Origin of the sequence: Bradyrhizobium diazoefficiens USDA 110 (genome assembly GCF_000011365.1) — a bacterium.
Classification (GTDB): Bacteria; Pseudomonadota; Alphaproteobacteria; order Rhizobiales; family Xanthobacteraceae; genus Bradyrhizobium; species Bradyrhizobium diazoefficiens.
Map to the genome: position 1 here is coordinate 8543766 of NC_004463.1, position 15959 is coordinate 8559724.

Annotated in this window: 15 protein-coding genes; 5 read left to right on the forward strand and 10 right to left on the reverse strand. The window is 64.0% G+C overall.

Translation table 11 applies throughout. The features are described 5' to 3' along the window. Positions 1-180: 180 nt before the first annotated feature. Entirely contained in the window at positions 181-972 is a 792-nt protein-coding gene (locus BJA_RS39560) for an energy transducer TonB family protein (protein ID WP_011090518.1), read from the forward strand. Positions 973-1041: 69 nt separating this feature from the next. On the opposite strand, the gene BJA_RS39565 is transcribed toward BJA_RS39560, so the two are convergent. Continuing rightward, a complete protein-coding gene (locus BJA_RS39565; RefSeq protein WP_038966151.1) occupies positions 1042-1848 on the reverse strand; it encodes a response regulator in 807 nt (268 codons plus the stop codon). 228 nt (positions 1849-2076) lie between these two features. Here BJA_RS39565 and BJA_RS39570 point away from each other — a divergent pair, with 228 nt between their 5' ends. Together BJA_RS39570 and BJA_RS39575 are read left to right on the forward strand one after the other, a co-directional pair. Next, complete coding sequence (locus BJA_RS39570; protein ID WP_028173820.1) at positions 2077-2310, forward strand: NepR family anti-sigma factor; 234 nt, start codon at positions 2077-2079, stop codon at positions 2308-2310. Beyond that, entirely contained in the window at positions 2310-2858 is a 549-nt protein-coding gene (locus BJA_RS39575) for a sigma-70 family RNA polymerase sigma factor (RefSeq protein ID WP_011090521.1), read from the forward strand. Before BJA_RS39570 ends, BJA_RS39575 begins: the two co-directional genes overlap by 1 nt. A 94-nt stretch (positions 2859-2952) precedes the next feature. Here the strand turns inward: BJA_RS39575 and BJA_RS39580 are convergent, their stop codons facing one another. The 8 genes from BJA_RS39580 to BJA_RS39615 form a co-directional block, all read right to left on the reverse strand. Beyond that, positions 2953-3651 (reverse strand): nitroreductase, encoded by a 699-nt coding sequence (locus BJA_RS39580; RefSeq protein WP_011090522.1) that lies wholly within the window; start codon positions 3649-3651, stop codon positions 2953-2955. A 124-nt stretch (positions 3652-3775) separates the two neighbouring features. Then, the gene (locus BJA_RS39585) at positions 3776-5020 is read right to left on the reverse strand and encodes an acyl-CoA dehydrogenase (RefSeq protein WP_011090523.1); all 1245 of its coding nucleotides are present in this window, start codon (positions 5018-5020) and stop codon (positions 3776-3778) included. Positions 5021-5158: 138 nt separating this feature from the next. Then, the gene (locus BJA_RS39590) at positions 5159-6406 is read right to left on the reverse strand and encodes an acyl-CoA dehydrogenase (protein WP_011090524.1); all 1248 of its coding nucleotides are present in this window, start codon (positions 6404-6406) and stop codon (positions 5159-5161) included. Positions 6407-6525: 119 nt separating this feature from the next. After that, positions 6526-7653, reverse strand: coding sequence for an acyl-CoA dehydrogenase family protein (locus BJA_RS39595; RefSeq protein WP_011090525.1), 1128 nt, complete (start codon positions 7651-7653; stop codon positions 6526-6528). Positions 7654-7808: 155 nt separating this feature from the next. After that, positions 7809-9680 (reverse strand): AMP-binding protein, encoded by a 1872-nt coding sequence (locus BJA_RS39600; protein ID WP_011090526.1) that lies wholly within the window; start codon positions 9678-9680, stop codon positions 7809-7811. Between the two features lie 43 nt (positions 9681-9723). Next, positions 9724-10530, reverse strand: coding sequence for an enoyl-CoA hydratase/isomerase family protein (locus BJA_RS39605; protein WP_011090527.1), 807 nt, complete (start codon positions 10528-10530; stop codon positions 9724-9726). A 196-nt stretch (positions 10531-10726) separates the two neighbouring features. After that, entirely contained in the window at positions 10727-11485 is a 759-nt protein-coding gene (locus BJA_RS39610) for an SDR family NAD(P)-dependent oxidoreductase (protein WP_011090528.1), read from the reverse strand. 54 nt (positions 11486-11539) lie between these two features. Further along, positions 11540-12142: a TetR family transcriptional regulator gene (locus BJA_RS39615; protein WP_038966149.1), complete on the reverse strand. Its 603-nt coding sequence runs from the start codon at positions 12140-12142 to the stop codon at positions 11540-11542. Between the two features lie 214 nt (positions 12143-12356). On the opposite strand from BJA_RS39615, the gene BJA_RS39620 reads away from it, so the two are divergent. Next, positions 12357-13529: an acetyl-CoA C-acetyltransferase gene (locus tag BJA_RS39620; protein ID WP_011090530.1), complete on the forward strand. Its 1173-nt coding sequence runs from the start codon at positions 12357-12359 to the stop codon at positions 13527-13529. Positions 13530-13719: 190 nt separating this feature from the next. Further along, positions 13720-15264, forward strand: a complete 1545-nt coding sequence (locus tag BJA_RS39625; protein WP_028173812.1) for an acyl-CoA synthetase — start codon at positions 13720-13722, stop codon at positions 15262-15264. A gap of 43 nt (positions 15265-15307) precedes the next feature. Here the strand turns inward: BJA_RS39625 and BJA_RS39630 are convergent, their stop codons facing one another. Beyond that, positions 15308-15850 (reverse strand): methylated-DNA--[protein]-cysteine S-methyltransferase, encoded by a 543-nt coding sequence (locus BJA_RS39630; protein WP_011090532.1) that lies wholly within the window; start codon positions 15848-15850, stop codon positions 15308-15310. Positions 15851-15959: the final 109 nt, after the last annotated feature.

Consider the following 15959-nt stretch of genomic DNA (forward strand, 5'->3'; position numbering starts at 1 on the left):
ACGTCTCTCCGGGCGGCTTGAGGCTGCGATGGATGTCATCGGCCCGACGTATCAACGGGGCAATTGGGTTGCCGTCAAGCGCCCGATGCTTCACCGCCGTTCGAATTGCCCACAGCGAGAGAAACGCGATACGAGCAACGAGTCTTGCAATCAACCTGGCCGCGACTAATATCCGCACCGATGCAGATGAAATTCCCTTTGTTAGCCGCGTTTCTCGGATTACTCGCGGTTTCCCCCACACACGCGCAAACAGATTTGCAGACCGAACGCGCGACGGCCTGGAAGGCAAGACTGTCGGCGCACATAGCCGGCTACCGTCAATTTCCGGCTGAAGCACTGGGCCAAACCGGCGAGGCCAGGGTCACATTCGTCATCGACCGGTCCGGCAGGTTGATCTCACAGGCTCTGGCCGTGAGCACCGGCTCTCGGCCACTCGACGTTGCCGCGCTGCAGATCGTCGCTCGTGCCCAACCGTTTCCGGCGCCGCCTTCGGAGCTCAACGATGAGTCACTCACGTTGACAGTGCCGATTGTCTTCAATGGCCGTCAATTCCAGCTGCAACCTTCCGGGCTAGTGCTGAGCAGGCCCGGTCCTGTGCTCACGGAGGAGGATGCCATGGCCGCCTGGCGGAAGGTGGCCACCGAACATGTCTGGCGTCACAGGGTGTTTCCTTCGGAGGCGATGGGTCAGATAGGCAATGCTGGCGTCACATTCGTGATCGACCGCTCGGGCAAATTGATCTCGCACGCTTTGGTGGAAAGCACAGGCTCCCCGCCCCTGGATGCAGCAGCTCTCAAAATGGTGGAGCGAAGCGAACCATTTCCGAAGCCGCCTCCCGAGGCCAAGGACGACCTCCAGCGGATTACCATCTTCATGACTCTCGACGGCGTGCAACGCTTGGTCGAGCCCGGGCCGTGGGCGGACGAGGCCAAATTGAAGGCCAAGATCAACAGCGTCTGCCGAGGTTGTTGAACAGGGTATCGGCAAACAAAAAACGGCGCGCCTTGCGACGCGCCGTCTTCTTGTTCGATACAGCTCTTCTTACGCCGCGGGCGCCTTGGGCGTGCGGTTGCGCGAGTTGCGCTGGAAGAACAGCGCCTGGCTTGCCACCGCCGACACCATCGCCGGCTGGAACGGCTTCGAGATCAGGAACGCGGGCTCCGGGCGCTCGCCGGTGAGGAAGCGCTCCGGGTAGGCGGTGATGAACACCACCGGCACCTCGAAGGTGCGCAGCAATTCGTTGACCGCGTCGAGCCCCGACGAGCCGTCAGCGAGCTGGATGTCGGCGAGGATCAGGCCGGGCCGCCTGTTCTTGGCCAGCGCCACGGCATCGGCATGCGTGCGCGCGACGCCGACGACGTTGTGGCCGAGATTCTTCACCAGGCTCTCGAGGTCCATGGCGATGAAGGTCTCGTCCTCGATGATCAGCACGTCGGTGGCGATCTCCGCCGCCATCTCGCGCCCCGCTGCGTCCGCAAGCCGCCGCGTCTCGGCGACATCGGTGCTGAGGATGAAGGCGACCTCCTCTTCCGAAAATCCCTCGAGCGAAAGCAGCAGGAAGGCCTGCCGCGGCAGCGGCGTGATGTTCGACAGCCGCCGCTCCGGCGGCATCGGCAGGGTGGTCACCTCGGAGTCGTCGTTGACGGAGACGGAATTCCAGATCTGGGTGAACAGCCGGAACAGGCCCGCGCGCGGGCCATGGCTTTCGTCGAGCACGGCGGGATCACCGAGCATGGCTTCCAACATGGCTGCGACATAGGCGTCGCCGGAAGCCTGGCTGCCCGTCAGGGCGCGTGCATACCGGCGCAACAACGGCAAGTGTTCAGCGACAAGCTGTGAACGGGACATCCCCACTCCATTCATCTTCGGACCGACCTTAGAGAAGACTTTAGAGACATCACGAGGGGAGGCCCGGGTTCCCCTGCTGGGGCTGACTACGCCTCAGGGCAAGAAAAGTTCCGCAGCCGGCGGAACTTTTTCTCGAACCTGGAATTGTGCCTATCCAGGGAACGGCTCCCGGTTGAGGAAACTTCTCGAATTTACAGTCACTTAACTCGGGGAAACGTGGAACAGGTCATGAAAGATCTCAAGTCTCAAGCCAGCAAAAGCACGACCCCCGGCAAGGGAGGGCTCACTCCGGAGATCCAATCCCGGATCGGGCATCAGCTCCGCGCCATGTACGACGACGTCGTACGGCAGGGGGTTCCAGATCGGTTCGCAGAACTGATCAAGAAGCTTGATGCGCCGGGAGCGACATCCCAAGTGGGAAATGAGGGCGGATCCAACGACAACAACAATGGGAGGGATTAATGCCTCTCACGGACTCCCTGCGTAACGACATCCTCGCGGCCGTGCCAAGTCTGCGCGCGTTCGCGATCTCGCTCAGCGGCAACGCCGACCGCGCCGACGATCTGGTGCAGGAAACGCTGTTGCGCGCGCTTGCCAACATCGACTCGTTCCAGCCCGGCTCCAACCTGCCGGCCTGGCTGTTCACGATCCTGCGCAATCTGTTCCGCTCCGACTATCGCAAGCGGCGGCGCGAGGTCGAGGACGCCGAGGGCAATTATGCGAAGACGCTGAAGACTCAGCCCTCGCAGAACGCGCATCTCGAGTTCGAGGAGTTTCGCACCGCGCTCGAGAAGCTTCCGCAGGACCAGCGCGAAGCGCTGATCCTGGTCGGTGCCTCCGGCTTCTCCTATGAGGACGCGGCCTCGATCTGCGGCTGTGCGGTCGGCACGATCAAGAGCCGGGTCAACCGTGCGCGCTCGAAACTCGCCGCGCTGCTCTATGTCGACGGCGCCGAGGATTTCGGGCCCGACGAGACCGTGCGCGCCGTGATCGGCGGCAGCGGCGGGTAGCGGCACGCGTCAACCGGACTGAGACGACAAGCATGAAGGCGGCCGTTTCCGCGCCCGCCTTCATGCGCGCGTGAGTATCGGGCGTGCCGCTCGATCACTCGTCCACGAATGTCACGGTGTCAGCGACGCTCGCCCGCGAGGTGCGGTAGCTGTTGACCTTGTGGGCGTGGTCGGCATAGCCGAACGAGATGCCGCAGACGACGCGGCGGTCATCGGGCAGATTGAAGTGACGGCGGATCAGGCCGGAGTGGCGCGCCAGCGCGGCCTGCGGAATCGTGCCGAGCCCGAGCGCCTGGGCGGCCAGCATGAAATTGGAGACATAGGCCCCGCAATCGATCGCGCCGTAGATGCCGAGCGGCTCGTTGGTGTGGATCACAGCCACATGCGGCGCGCCGAAGAAATTGTAGTTCTCCAGCGCCTGCCTGGCGTAGCCGCTTCTGTCGCCGCGGGGAATCCCGAGCGTGTTGTAGAGCTGAAAGCCGCTCTCACGGCGGCGATCGAGATAGACGCCGACATATTCGCGCGGCGGGGTGAAATCGTAATCGTCGCCGAGTCCGCTGGAGGCTTCCTTGTAGATCAGCCGGCGAAAGCGCTCCTTGGCCTCGCCGCTGGCGATGATGACCTGCCAGGGCTGGCTGTTGCACCAGGACGCGGTGCGCTGCGCGGTGGTCAGCACGTGCTCGATGGTGGCGCGATCGACCTCTTTGGGAAGGAAAGCGCGGACGGAGTAGCGCTCGTTGAGCAGCTCTTCGAGCACGCCGATGCGGTTATTCTGATTCACTTTTGCGTCCATTGATCAGCTCGCATTGTTCTCTTCGTAGGGTGGGCAAAGGCGCCATAGCGCCGCGCCCACCAACAGACCTACCTCGGCGCACCTGCATATGGTGGGCACGCTTCGCTTTGCCCACCCTACGATACTAGCGTCCCTTGGTCGGGATCTTGTTATACGGCACGTCCTTGTCGACGCGGATGTCGCCCGGCAGGCCCAGCACGCGCTCCGCGATGATGTTGCGCAGGATCTCGTCAGTGCCGCCGGCAATGCGCATCGAGGGCGAGGACAGCAGCATCTGCTGGAACTGGCCCTGCACCGTCTCCTCATCGCTGCCCGTGAGAACGCCGGCCGCACCCTGGAGGTCCATGGCGTAGGTCGCGATGTCCTGGAGCATCATGCCCGAGACCAGCTTGCCGATCGAGTTCTCCGGACCCGGCTGCTCGCCTTTCGACAGCGCCGAGATCGCGCGGTAGCTCGTATATTTCAGCCCGCTCGACTTCACCGCCCAGCTGGCAAGCTTCGAGCGCACCGCGGGATCGTCGATGGCAAGCCCGTCCTCCAGCATCAGGTTCGCGCAGAACTCGAACATCTCAGGCACGCCGGTCGCGAGCCGCGAGCCGATCGACATGCGCTCGTTCATCAGCGTGGTCAGCGACACGCTCCAGCCCTCGCCGACGGCGCCGAGCCGCTGGCTGTCTGATATCACCACGTCGGTGAAATAGACCTCGTTGAACTCCTGCATGCCGTTGGCCTGCTTGATCGGCCGCACCTCGACGCCCGGGCTCTTCATGTCCAGGAAGAACATGGTGAGGCCCTTGTGCTTGGGTACGCTCGGATCGGTGCGCGCGATCAGAAGACCGAAGTCGGAATAATGCGCGCCCGAGGTCCAGATCTTCTGGCCGTTGACGACCCAATTGTCGCCCTTCTTCTCCGCACGCGTGCGCAAGCCCGCAACGTCAGAGCCGGCCGAGGGTTCAGAGAACAGCTGGCACCAGATCTCCTCGCCCGAGGCGAGCTTCGGCAGATGGCGACGCTTGGCGTCCTCGCTGCCCCAGGCCATCACGGTTGGCCCGCACATGCCTTCGCCGATCTGGAACGGCTGCGTCAGCTTGCCGTAGACGCCCTCCTCCTGCTGCCAGATCACGCGCTCGATCGGCGTGGCGCCGCGGCCGCCATATTCCTTCGGCCAGTGCAGGCAGGCCCAATTGCCCTCGAACTTCTTCTTCTGCCAGGCCTTGCCGACATCGACGATGTCGTGCTTCGCAAGCCGGATGCGACCGAGCGAGGATTTTGACAGCTCGGCATGCAGCTCCTTCGGCGCGTTGGCCTCGACCCATTGGCGCGCAGTCTCGCGGAATGCGGCTTCCTGCGGGGTATCGTCGAAATTCATGGCGGCTTCCTTTTCCTAGTCATTCCGGGGCGCGCAACGCGCGAACCCGGAATCCAGAGGTTACTTACGCATCTCGAGATTCTCAGATGTACAATTGCACATCGTAGTTCGGCTCTTCGAGCCGCCCCGGAATGACGGCTAATTCCTTCCCTTGGTCGGGATCTTGTTGAACGGCACGTCCTTGTCGACCCGGATATCGCCCGGCAGGCCCAGCACCCGCTCGGCGATGATGTTGCGCATGATCTCGTCGGTGCCGCCTTCGACACGGGTGCCCGGCGCACGCAGCAGCATGGCCTGGAAACGGCCGGCGAGTTCGGCATCCTCGGGGCCGCTGATGACCCCGCTCGCGCCCTGCAAGTCCAGCGCGTAGGCCGCGACGTCCTGGATCATCGAGCCCGCCACCAGCTTGCCGATCGAATTTTCCGGCCCCGGCCGCTCGCCCTTCGACAGCGCCGAGATCGCGCGCATGCTGGTGTAGCGCAGCCCGCTCGCCTTCACCGCCCAGTTCGCCAGCTTCGAGCGCACCGCGCGATCCTCGATCGCCGGACCGTTGTCCAGCATCAGGCCGGAGCAATAGTCGAACAACTCAGGGAAACCGGTCGAGACGCCCGCGCCGATCGACATGCGCTCGTTCATCAGCGTGGTCAGCGAGACGTTCCATCCGTCATTGACCTCGCCGAGGCGCTGATGGTCGGGAATCCGCACGTTGGTGAAATAGACCTCGTTGAAATCGGAGGCGCCGCTCGCCTGCTTGATCGGCCGCACCTCGACGCCGGGGCTCTTCATGTCCAGGAAGAACATGGTAAGACCCTTGTGCTTGGGCACGGTCGGATCGGTGCGGGTAAGCAGGATGCCGTAATCGGAATAATGCGCGCCTGATGTCCAGATCTTCTGGCCGTTGATGACCCATTCATCGCCGTCCTTCTCCGCCCGCGTGCGCAGGCCCGCGACGTCGGAGCCGCCGGCGGGCTCGGAGAACAGCTGGCACCAGACCTTTTCGCCGGAGGCGAGCGGCGGCAGATAGCTGCGCTTATGCTCCTCGCGCGCGAACGCCATCATGGTCGGCCCGCACATGCCGTGGCCGATGATGAACATATGGGAGAGTTTTCCGAACGGCCCCTCTTCCTGCTGCCAGATCACGCGCTCGATCGGAGAGGCGCCGCGGCCGCCATACTCCTTCGGCCAGTGCAGGCAGGCCCAGCCGGCATCGGCCTTCTTCTTCTGCCAGGCCTTCGCGACCTCGAGAATGTTGGCGTTCTTGAGCTGGGTGCGGCCGAGCGAGGATTTGCGCAGCTCTTCCTCGTACTGCTTCGGCGCATTCGCCGATATCCAGGCACGCGCGGTGGCGCGGAATTCGGCTTCCTGTGGGGTGTCGTCGAAGTTCATGGTGCTGTTCTCTCCGTCATTCCGGGACGCGCGCAGCGCGAACCCGGAATCTAGATGTTATTCACTCATCTCCGGATTCCGGGTTCGCCGCGTTGCGGCGCCCCGGAATGACGACAACATCAAGCCGCGTTCTTCTTGCGCATGCGGTCGATCAGTTGGTCTTCCCAATAGGACAGGCTGCCGAGGGCCAGCGCCATCGCGTTCGCCCGGCGGTAGTACATGTGGCAGTCGAACTCCCAGGTGAAACCCATGCCGCCGTGCACCTGGATGTTGTTCTTGGCGCAGTGCTGGAACGCCTGCGTGGCGCTGATGCGCGCGGCGGCGGCGGCTTCCGGCAATTCGGATGCATTGGTCGAAAGCGCCCAGGCGCCGTAATAGCTGTTGGAGCGCGCCAGCGTCGCCGAGACGTACATGTCGGCGAGCATGTGCTTCACCGCCTGGAACGAGCCGATCTGGCGGCCGAAGGCGATGCGGTCGAGAGCGTAGTCGCGGCCCATCTCCAGCGCGCGGTCGGAGCCGCCAACCTGCTCGAAGGCGCACAGCACGGCGGCACGGTCGAGCACCTGGGTGAGGATGCTCCAGCCCTCGCCGGCAGCGCCCAGCGGCTCGGCCTTGCAGTCCTTGAAAGTGATCTCCGCCTGGCCACGCGTCGGATCGAGGTTGGTCAGGCCTTTCACCTCGACGCCGCCGCCCTTGAGATCGACCAGGAATAGCGAGATGTCGCTCTCACGCCCGCTCGAACCCGTGCGAGCTGCAACGACGGCGAAGTCGGCGATCGCGCCATCGGCCACAGGCTTCTTGACGCCGTTAAGCACGCCATTCGCAGCAGCGAGCTTGATGGCCTTCGGCGACGGATTGCCCTTGCCCTCGAACAGCGCCAGCGTCCCGATCGCCTCGCCCGAGGCAATTGCCGGCAGCCATTTTTTCTTCTGCGCGTCGCTGCCGGCGATCAGCAGCGCTTCGGCGGCGAGATAGACGGTCGAGGAGAACGGCACCGGCGCGTTGGCCCGGCCCATCTCTTCCGCGATCACGCAAAGCTCGAGATGGCCGGCGCCGGCACCGCCGAATTCCTCGGGGATTGCGACGCCGAGAAATCCCATTTCGGCGAGCCCCTTCCACAGCTCCTTGTCGTAGGGCGCCTTGCCGTCGAGCACGACGCGCACCGCCTTGGGCGGGCATTTTTCGGTGAGGAATTTGCGCGCCTGATCGCGAAGCTGCTTCTGGTCGTCGGAGAAGTCGAAGTTCATGGCGGGCTACCTTTGTTTATTCGTTGTCATTTATTGCCGTCATTCCGGGGCGCGCGGAGCGCGAGCCCGGAATCCATATCCACCAGCCGGGGTTATGGATTCCGGGCCTGCGCCTCTCGGCGCATCCCGGAATGACGAATGGAGAGAGGAGTGTTTCATCGCAGCACGACCACATCCTGATCCGGCTTGTCCGCATAGAGCCGCTCCACCAGCGCGGCGCGGCGCTCCAGGCCGGCGCGCTGGTTGATGTAGCCCTTGTCGGTCAGCTCATTGCCGTCGATCGAAGGCGGCTCGACCATCAGCATGGCGCGCGCGATGATGCGGCTGCTGGCGCCTTCGCACTCCTTATTGTGCGTCTCCAGACCGCGCCTGAAGCAGGCGATCACCTCGGGATGCTTCACGGCATCCTCAAAGCTGAGATCGGGATTGCCGACGAGCTGGCGGCAGGCATGCAGGTTCGGCCAGGCGAGCAGGCCGATGAAGGCGCGATCCTGCCCCGCGACCAGCGCGTCATGCACGACAGGCGTCGTGGCTGCGATGGTGTCGGTGCGGAGCGAGCCGACATGGACGAAGGTCCCAGTCGTGAGCTTGAAGTCTTCGACGACGCGCCCGGCAAAGATGATGCCCTTCACCGGATCGGCATCGTCGACAAAAATGCCGGCATCGCCGATGCAGTAGAAGCCTTCCTCGTCGAACATCTTCCTGGTCAGCTCCGGCTGGCCGAAATAGCCGGGCGTGACGTTGACACCGCGCAGACGCAGCTCGTATTTCGAGCCGCACGGCACCATCTTCAATTCGACGCCGGGGAACGGCAGGCCGATCAGGCCAACGCGCTCGGTGTCCCAATAGGTGCCGGTCGAGGTCGGCGCAGTCTCGGTCGAGCCCCAGCCGGTGTAGAACACGATCCGTTCGCCGGTGGTCTTCACCGCGAGGTCCTGCATGCGGTCGTAGAGATCATCAGGCAGCCGCGCGCCGCCATAGGCCATGATCGACAGGTTCTTGAAGAAGGAGCGGCAGAGCGCATCGTCCTTCTCCATGGCAGCGGCAAGCGCGGCGTAGCCGGCCGGCACGTTGGCGTAATAGGTCGGCGAGATCTCGCGCAGATTGCGCAGCGTCTCCTCGAACTGGCCCGGCATCGGCCGGCCGTCGTCGATATAGAGCGTCCCGCCGTCGACCAGGATGGGATGGAACGCCGCATTGCCGCCCATCGTGTGGTTCCACGGCATCCAGTCCAGCATGGTCGAGATCGGACCGCCCGGATCGCGCGGCCGCACCTGCATCATCATCGCCGCATTGGCGCACATCATCGCTTGCGTGTTGATGACAGCTTTTGGCATGCCGGTCGAACCTGACGTGAACAGCAGCTTGCCGACGGTGTCGGGCGTGATCCTGGCAATCGACTCCTCGACGGCGCCGGTCACCGGCGTTGCCGCAAGCTCGGCAAAGCTGACGCTCTTGATACCCTCGCAGGGCCGCAAGACGTGAACGACGGTGACGCCGGTGAGGTCGATCGCCTTGAGCGCCTTCTCGAAGGTCGGGCCGTCCTGCACCATCACCACGGCCGGCTTGATCAGGTCGAACAAATATTTCAGCTTGACGTGATCGTGGCTCATCAACGAGTAGGCCGGCGACACGGGAGCCGCCGGAACGCGCGCCTGCATCGCGGCCTGTGTCATCAGCGCATGCTCGATCGAGTTGCCGGACACGATCGTGACCGGGCGGCCATCGAGACCGAGATCGAGCAGGCCTTGCGTCAGTGCATCCACGGTGCGCTTGGCTTCGCCGTAAGAGACCTTCCGCCATTCGCGGTTCGGTCCGCCGCGCTGGGCGAGCCAGATGCGCTCGGGTGCTTGCGTCGCCCATTTCGCCAGCGAGGCCGGGATGTGCTTCTCGTAAGGTTGCAGCGGAATGCGCGACTTCAGCACCACCGTGCCGTCGCCGCGGCGCTCGACGTCGATGTCGCGTGCCAGCCACTCGACCTTGCGAAAGGCGGGCTTCGTCATCACCGCCGCCGCGCTGCCACTCATTTTGCGTCTCCCGGAATTACTGTCCTTTGCGGATCTTCGTCGTTCAGCGCCTGATATAGACAGGCTTTCGCTTCTCAAGGAAGGCCCTGATGCCTTCCGAAAATTCCTCGGAGCGGCTGCACAGGACCTGATTGCGGTCCTCCATCGCGATCGCGGCTTCCAGCGATCCGGCATCGACGCTCATGTTGAGACATTCTTTCGAGAGGCGAAGCCCCACGGGCGAGGCCGTGATCATCGCATCGATGTAAGGCTCGGCAGCGTCATCGAGCTTGTCTTCGTCGACGACCTCGGAGACGAGACCGACCGCGAGCGCCCGCTCGGCGCCGATGAAGCGTCCCGTGAGGATCAGCTCGGAGGCGACGGAGACACCGACGAGGCGCGGCAGGAAATAGCTGGTGCCGATGTCGCAGCCGCCAAGGCCGAGCTTGATGAAGGCGCAGTTCATCCGCGCCGATTTCGTCGCGATCCGGATGTCGGAGGCGAGCGCCAGCGCAAAGCCGCCGCCCGCCGCCGCGCCCTGCACCAGCGCCAGGATCGGCTGCGGACAGCGCCGCATCAGCATCACGATGTCGGCAATGCGGCGCTGCGAGTCCAGCGACTCGGTGACGCCGGGCGGCTCCTGCTGCCCGGCACGGCGCGCCATCGCGGCCTTGAGATCGAGGCCCGCGCAAAAATTCTTGCCGGCGCCCTTCAGCACCACCACGCGCGTATCGCGGTTGCGCTGCAGCCCCTGGAAGTAGGCGTTGAGCGCATCGATCAGCGCGGGATCGAGCGCGTTGAGGCTGTCAGGACGATTGAGCGTCACCCGGTCGACGCCGTCGTTGTGCTCGATCAGCAGCGGTTGGGACATGCGTGATCTCCTTCATCCGCAACGATGGTGCCGATTGCTGCGCCCTCTCCCCTTGTGGGAGAGGGCATGTACGTCGCTCGACGCGCATTCGCTCGGGTGAGGGGTCTGCCTCCACAGATGAGATCGCGGAGCGAACCCCTCATCCGTCGCGCTACGCGCGCCACCTTCTCCCACAAGGGGAGAAGGGAAGAGAGCTCTACCGCGGCGCCATGCGGATCGCGCCGTCGAGGCGGATGGTCTCGCCGTTGAGCATCGGGTTCTCGACGATGTGCACCGCGAGCATGCCGTATTCATTGGCGTCGCCGAGACGCGCGGGATGCGGCACCTGGGCGCCCAGGCTCTTGCGGGCCTCTTCGTTCAGGCCCATCAGCAGCGGCGTCAGGAACAGGCCGGGCGCGATGGTGTTGACGCGGATCTTCTGGCTGGCGAGGTCGCGCGCGGCAGGCAGCGTGAGGCCGACGACGCCGCCCTTGGAGGCCGCATAGGCGATCTGGCCGATCTGGCCTTCATAGGCGGCAACAGAAGCGGTGTTGACGATGACGCCGCGCTCTTCGCCGATCGGCTCGGCGGTGACGAGGCGCTCGGCGAACAGCCGCAGGCAGTTGAAGGTGCCGATCAGGTTGACGTTGATGATGCGCGCGAACTTTTCCAAGGGATAAACGCCGTCGCGACCGACGATGCGCTGCGAGCCGCCGATACCGGCGCAGTTCATCAGCACGCGGGCGATGCCATGGGCGGCTTCCGCCTTCGCGATCGCCGCCTTGATCTGCTCCTCGCTGGTGACGTCGGCATGCAGCGCGACGCCCTTCACCTCGGCCGCGACCTTCTCGGCGTTTTCCTTGCTCTGGTCGATCACGCCGATCTTGGCGCCCTTGGCGGCCATGGCGCGGGCGGTCGCGGCACCCAGGCCCGAACCACCGCCGGTGATGAGAACGGCTACGTCTTTCAGCTGCATCGCAAATACCTTTCCTTGGGCGTTTCTTCTCTAGACTTGAAGAGTTCGGCCGGATCATCCGGCCGCGGCGGCGTCCCCGGCTTGCGTGAGGATGCCGCCGCAGATCAGCGTTTCCATGTGCTTGATGTATTGCCGGCAGACTTCATCGGTGACCGGGCCGACGCCGGTCGCGCGGGACATCGCGTGCCGGCCGAAGAACAGATGATCGCAGGCGCCGATCAGGCTGGTGTAGAACAGCACCGGATCGGTCTGGCGGAATTCGCCGCTGCTGACGCCTTCGGCGAGCAGGCGGCGATGAAAATCCAGCAGCGGCGCGACGAAGAATTTCGAGACTTCGTCGGCAGAGCCGGCAACGCTCTCGTGCAGGAGATAGTGGATCAGCCGATTCATGTAGGGGAACCGGTGATAGGCGCGGATGATGCCGCCGATATGCAGCTTCAGCTTCGCGGTCGGCGTGATCGGCTGCGCCAGCAGATATTCGAGATTGGACAGCTCCGTCCCCGCATCGCGCTCGAGCAGCGCCAGCAGCAGGCCGTCCTTGTTGCCGAAGTGATATTTGACCAGCGCGGCGTTGGCGCCCGACTTCTGGGCGATGTCGGAGAGCGAAATCTCGATCGAGGAACGTTCGATCATCAGCTCGCTTGCGGCCACGAGCAATTTCTCTGCCGTGGAATTCTTTCCGCTGGGGAGCTTGGTCGGTACGCTGGTAGCCACGGAGTTCCCTGTTCTCGCCGCTTGAGGCGGGGCGCAGATAAGCCCAAGCAGCGCCTCATCACAAGAGTTAATTGATCGATTGACTAAATGATGTCGCACCCTTTTAATCCGCCCCGACAACCCAACCCGATCCAGAAAAATCCAGGGAGAAACCGAAATGGCCGAGGCTTACATCGTCGCCGCTGCGCGTACCGCGGGCGGGCGCAAGGGGGGCCGCCTCGCCGGCTGGCATCCGGCCGATCTCGCCGCAAAAGTGCTGGACGAGCTGGTCGATCGCGCCAAGATCGACCCGGCCTTGGTCGAGGACGTGATCATGGGCTGCGTGATGCAGGTCGGCGAACAGTCCAACAATGTCGCGCGCAATGCGATCATGGCCTCGAAGCTGCCGGAGAGCGTGCCGGGCACCTCGATCGACCGCCAGTGCGGCTCCTCGCAGCAGGCGTTGCACTTCGCAGCCCAAGCCGTGATGTCCGGCACGATGGACGTCGTGATCGCGGCCGGCGTGGAATCGATGACGCGCGTGCCGATGGGCCTGTCATCGCAGCTCCCGGCCAAGAACGGCTTTGGCAATTACAAGAGCCCGGGCATCGAGGCGAGGTATCCGAACATCGTGTTCAGCCAGTTCACCGGCGCCGAGATGATGGCCGAGAAGTACGGCTTGTCGAAGAATGAGCTCGACGAATACTCCTTCAACAGCCACCAGCGCGCGATCGCGGCGACGCAAGCCGGTCACTTCAAGAAGGAGATCGTGCCGCTCGAGATCACCCGCGCCGACGGCTCCAAGGATACCCACCACATCGACGAGGGCATCCGCTTCGACGCCACGCTCGAAGGCATCAAGGGCGTCAAACTGATCGCCGAGAACGGCAAGCTTTCCGCGGCCAGCGCCAGCCAGATCTGCGACGGCGCTTCCGGCGTCATGGTGGTGAACGAGCGCGGCCTGAAGCAGCTTGGCGTCAAGCCGCTTGCGCGCATCCATCACATGACCATGATGGGCGGCGATCCCGTGATCATGCTCGACGCTCCGCTGCACGCCACCAAGCGCGCGCTGGAGAAGGCCGGCATGACGATCGGCGACATCGACCTGTTCGAGGTCAACGAGGCCTTCGCGTCGGTGCCGACCGCCTGGCTCAAGACCACCGGCGCCGATCCGGAGCGCCTCAACGTCAATGGGGGGGCCATCGCGCTCGGCCATCCGCTCGGCGGCTCCGGCACCAAGCTGATGACCACGCTGATCCACGCGCTGCACCAGCGAGGCAAGCGCTATGGCCTGCAGACCATGTGCGAAGGCGGCGGCATGGCCAATGTGACGATCGTGGAGCGGCTGTAAGCTGCTTCGACACAGACGGTGTCGTCCCGGACAAGCGCGCCTAAAGCGCGCGCCGATCCGGGATCCATAACCACAGAAGGCTGTGGTTATGCCGCGCTGGAGCTCCATCTCGTTTCAACAACCGAGGCCTGTGGTTATGGATCCCGGCCTTCGCCGGGATGACACCTTTCTTGTTGAGAGACCTACGCTCATGACCCACCCCTCCATCCACGCCCGCGCCACGCCGAACAAGATCGCTTACCAGATGGCGGGCACCGGCAAGGCGATCACCTATCGCGAACTCGACGAGCTCTCGAACCAGGGCGCACACCTGTTCCGCTCGCTCGGCCTGAAGGCCGGCGATCACATCGCACTGTTGATGGAGAACCGGCTTGCCTTCATGGAGCTCTGCTGGGCCGCGCAGCGCAGCGGGCTCTATTACACCGCGATCAGCCGCTATCTGAAGCAGGACGAGATCGACTACATCATCGCCGATTGCGGCGCCAAGGTCGTGATCACCACGCCGAAATGCGCCGACCAGATCAAGGCCCTGATCAAGGGCACGCCCGGCGAGCCGGTCTTCTACATGATGGACGAACCGCTGCCCGGCTTCCGCTCCTACGACAAGGAAGCCGCCGCGCAGCCGACGACGCCGATCTCCGACGAGGTCGCCGGCTACGACATGCTGTATTCGTCCGGCACCACCGGCCGGCCCAAGGGAATCAAGAAGGCGTTCGAGGGCAACAAGATCGACGTGCCGAACGCCTTCCTGCGCGTGCTCTGCGCCGACATGTGCGGCATGAATGCGGCGAGCACGTACCTCTCGCCGGCGCCGCTCTATCACGCGGCGCCCCTGCGCTTCAACATGATGGCGATCGTGCTCGGCGGCACCTCCATCATCATGGAGCATTTCGACGCCGAAGAATTCTTGAAGCTGGTCGAAAAGTATGAGGTCACGCAGTCGCAGCTCGTGCCGACCATGTTCGTGCGGATGCTCAAGCTGCCGGACGAGGTGCGCTACCGGTACAACGTCTCGACGCTCAAGGGCGCAATCCACGCCGCAGCCCCCTGCCCGGTCGACGTCAAAGCCAAAATGATCGAATGGTGGGGACCGATCCTGATCGAGTATTACGCCGGCTCGGAAGGCAACGGCGTCACCGTCTGCAACTCGCAGCAATGGCTGGAGCATCGCGGCAGCGTCGGCCGCGCCGTGGTCGGCAAGATCAAGATTCTCGACGAAAACGACGAGGAGCAACCGACCGGCGAAATCGGCACGGTCTATTTCGCCGACGCGCCTGCTTTCGCCTATCACAACGACCCCGAGAAGACGAAGAAGGCCTACAACGCCAAGGGCTGGTCGACGCTCGGTGACGTCGGCTATCTCGACAAGGACGGCTTCCTGTTTCTCACCGACCGCAAGTCCTACATGATCATTTCCGGCGGGGTGAACATCTACCCGCAGGAGACCGAGGACGTGCTCATCACCCACCCCGATGTCGCCGACGTCGCCGTATTCGGCGTGCCGAACGAGGAGATGGGCGAGGAGGTGAAGGCGGTGGTGCAGCCGCACGACATGACGCGTGCGGGCAAGGCGCTGGAAGCCGACCTGATCGCGTTCTGCAAGGGTCGCCTCTCCGCGATCAAGTGCCCGCGTTCGATCGATTTCGAGGCGGAGCTGCCGCGCACGCCGACGGGCAAGCTGGTGAAGCGGCATTTGCGCGACAGGTATTGGCCGAAGACAACAGCGAAGATCTAGCGCTCTCTCTTACCCTCCCCCTCCCGGGAGGGTGGCGGCATCCTCAATCAAACAGGCTCGGCGTGTGGTTCACCAGCGCGCCTTCGATCTCGAGCATCTTCAGTTTGGTGACGACGCCGCCATTGGCCGAGAAGCCGCCGGGCTTGTTGCCGGCCGCCAGCACCCGATGGCAGGGCACGACGATCGGGCACGGGTTGCGGCCGAGCGCCTGGCCGACGTCGCGCGACAGCTGGACGCCACCGAGCTGCTTGGCAATGTCGCCATAGGTGATGGTCTTGCCGGGCGGGATGGTACGGGCGATCTCGTAGACGCCGCGGTTGAAATCGGGCACGCCGTCGAGATCGAGCGGGATGTCGGTGAGGTCATCCGGCTCGCCTGCGAGCAGATTCGTGATGCGGTCGATCGCCTGCTGCACCTCGGCGGTCGGCTCGGCTTCGCTGGCATCAGCGTGGCGCTGACTGATGCGGGTGCGGATCTTCTGCTCGCCGCCCATCGGCAGCTGCGTGCCGTTGATGCCGCGCGGGCCCCAGGCGACGGCGCAAAGGCCGATCCTGGTATCGAACAGGGCAAAATGCTGGTCGGTCATGGCTCGGTTTCTGGCTGCGTCCTCATCGCATGCCCCCAATGTGATCTCAGGCCAAATCTAGGCTTGGAAATAGTTGCGATCCACCCGGTTTCCGGGAATCTTGCACAGG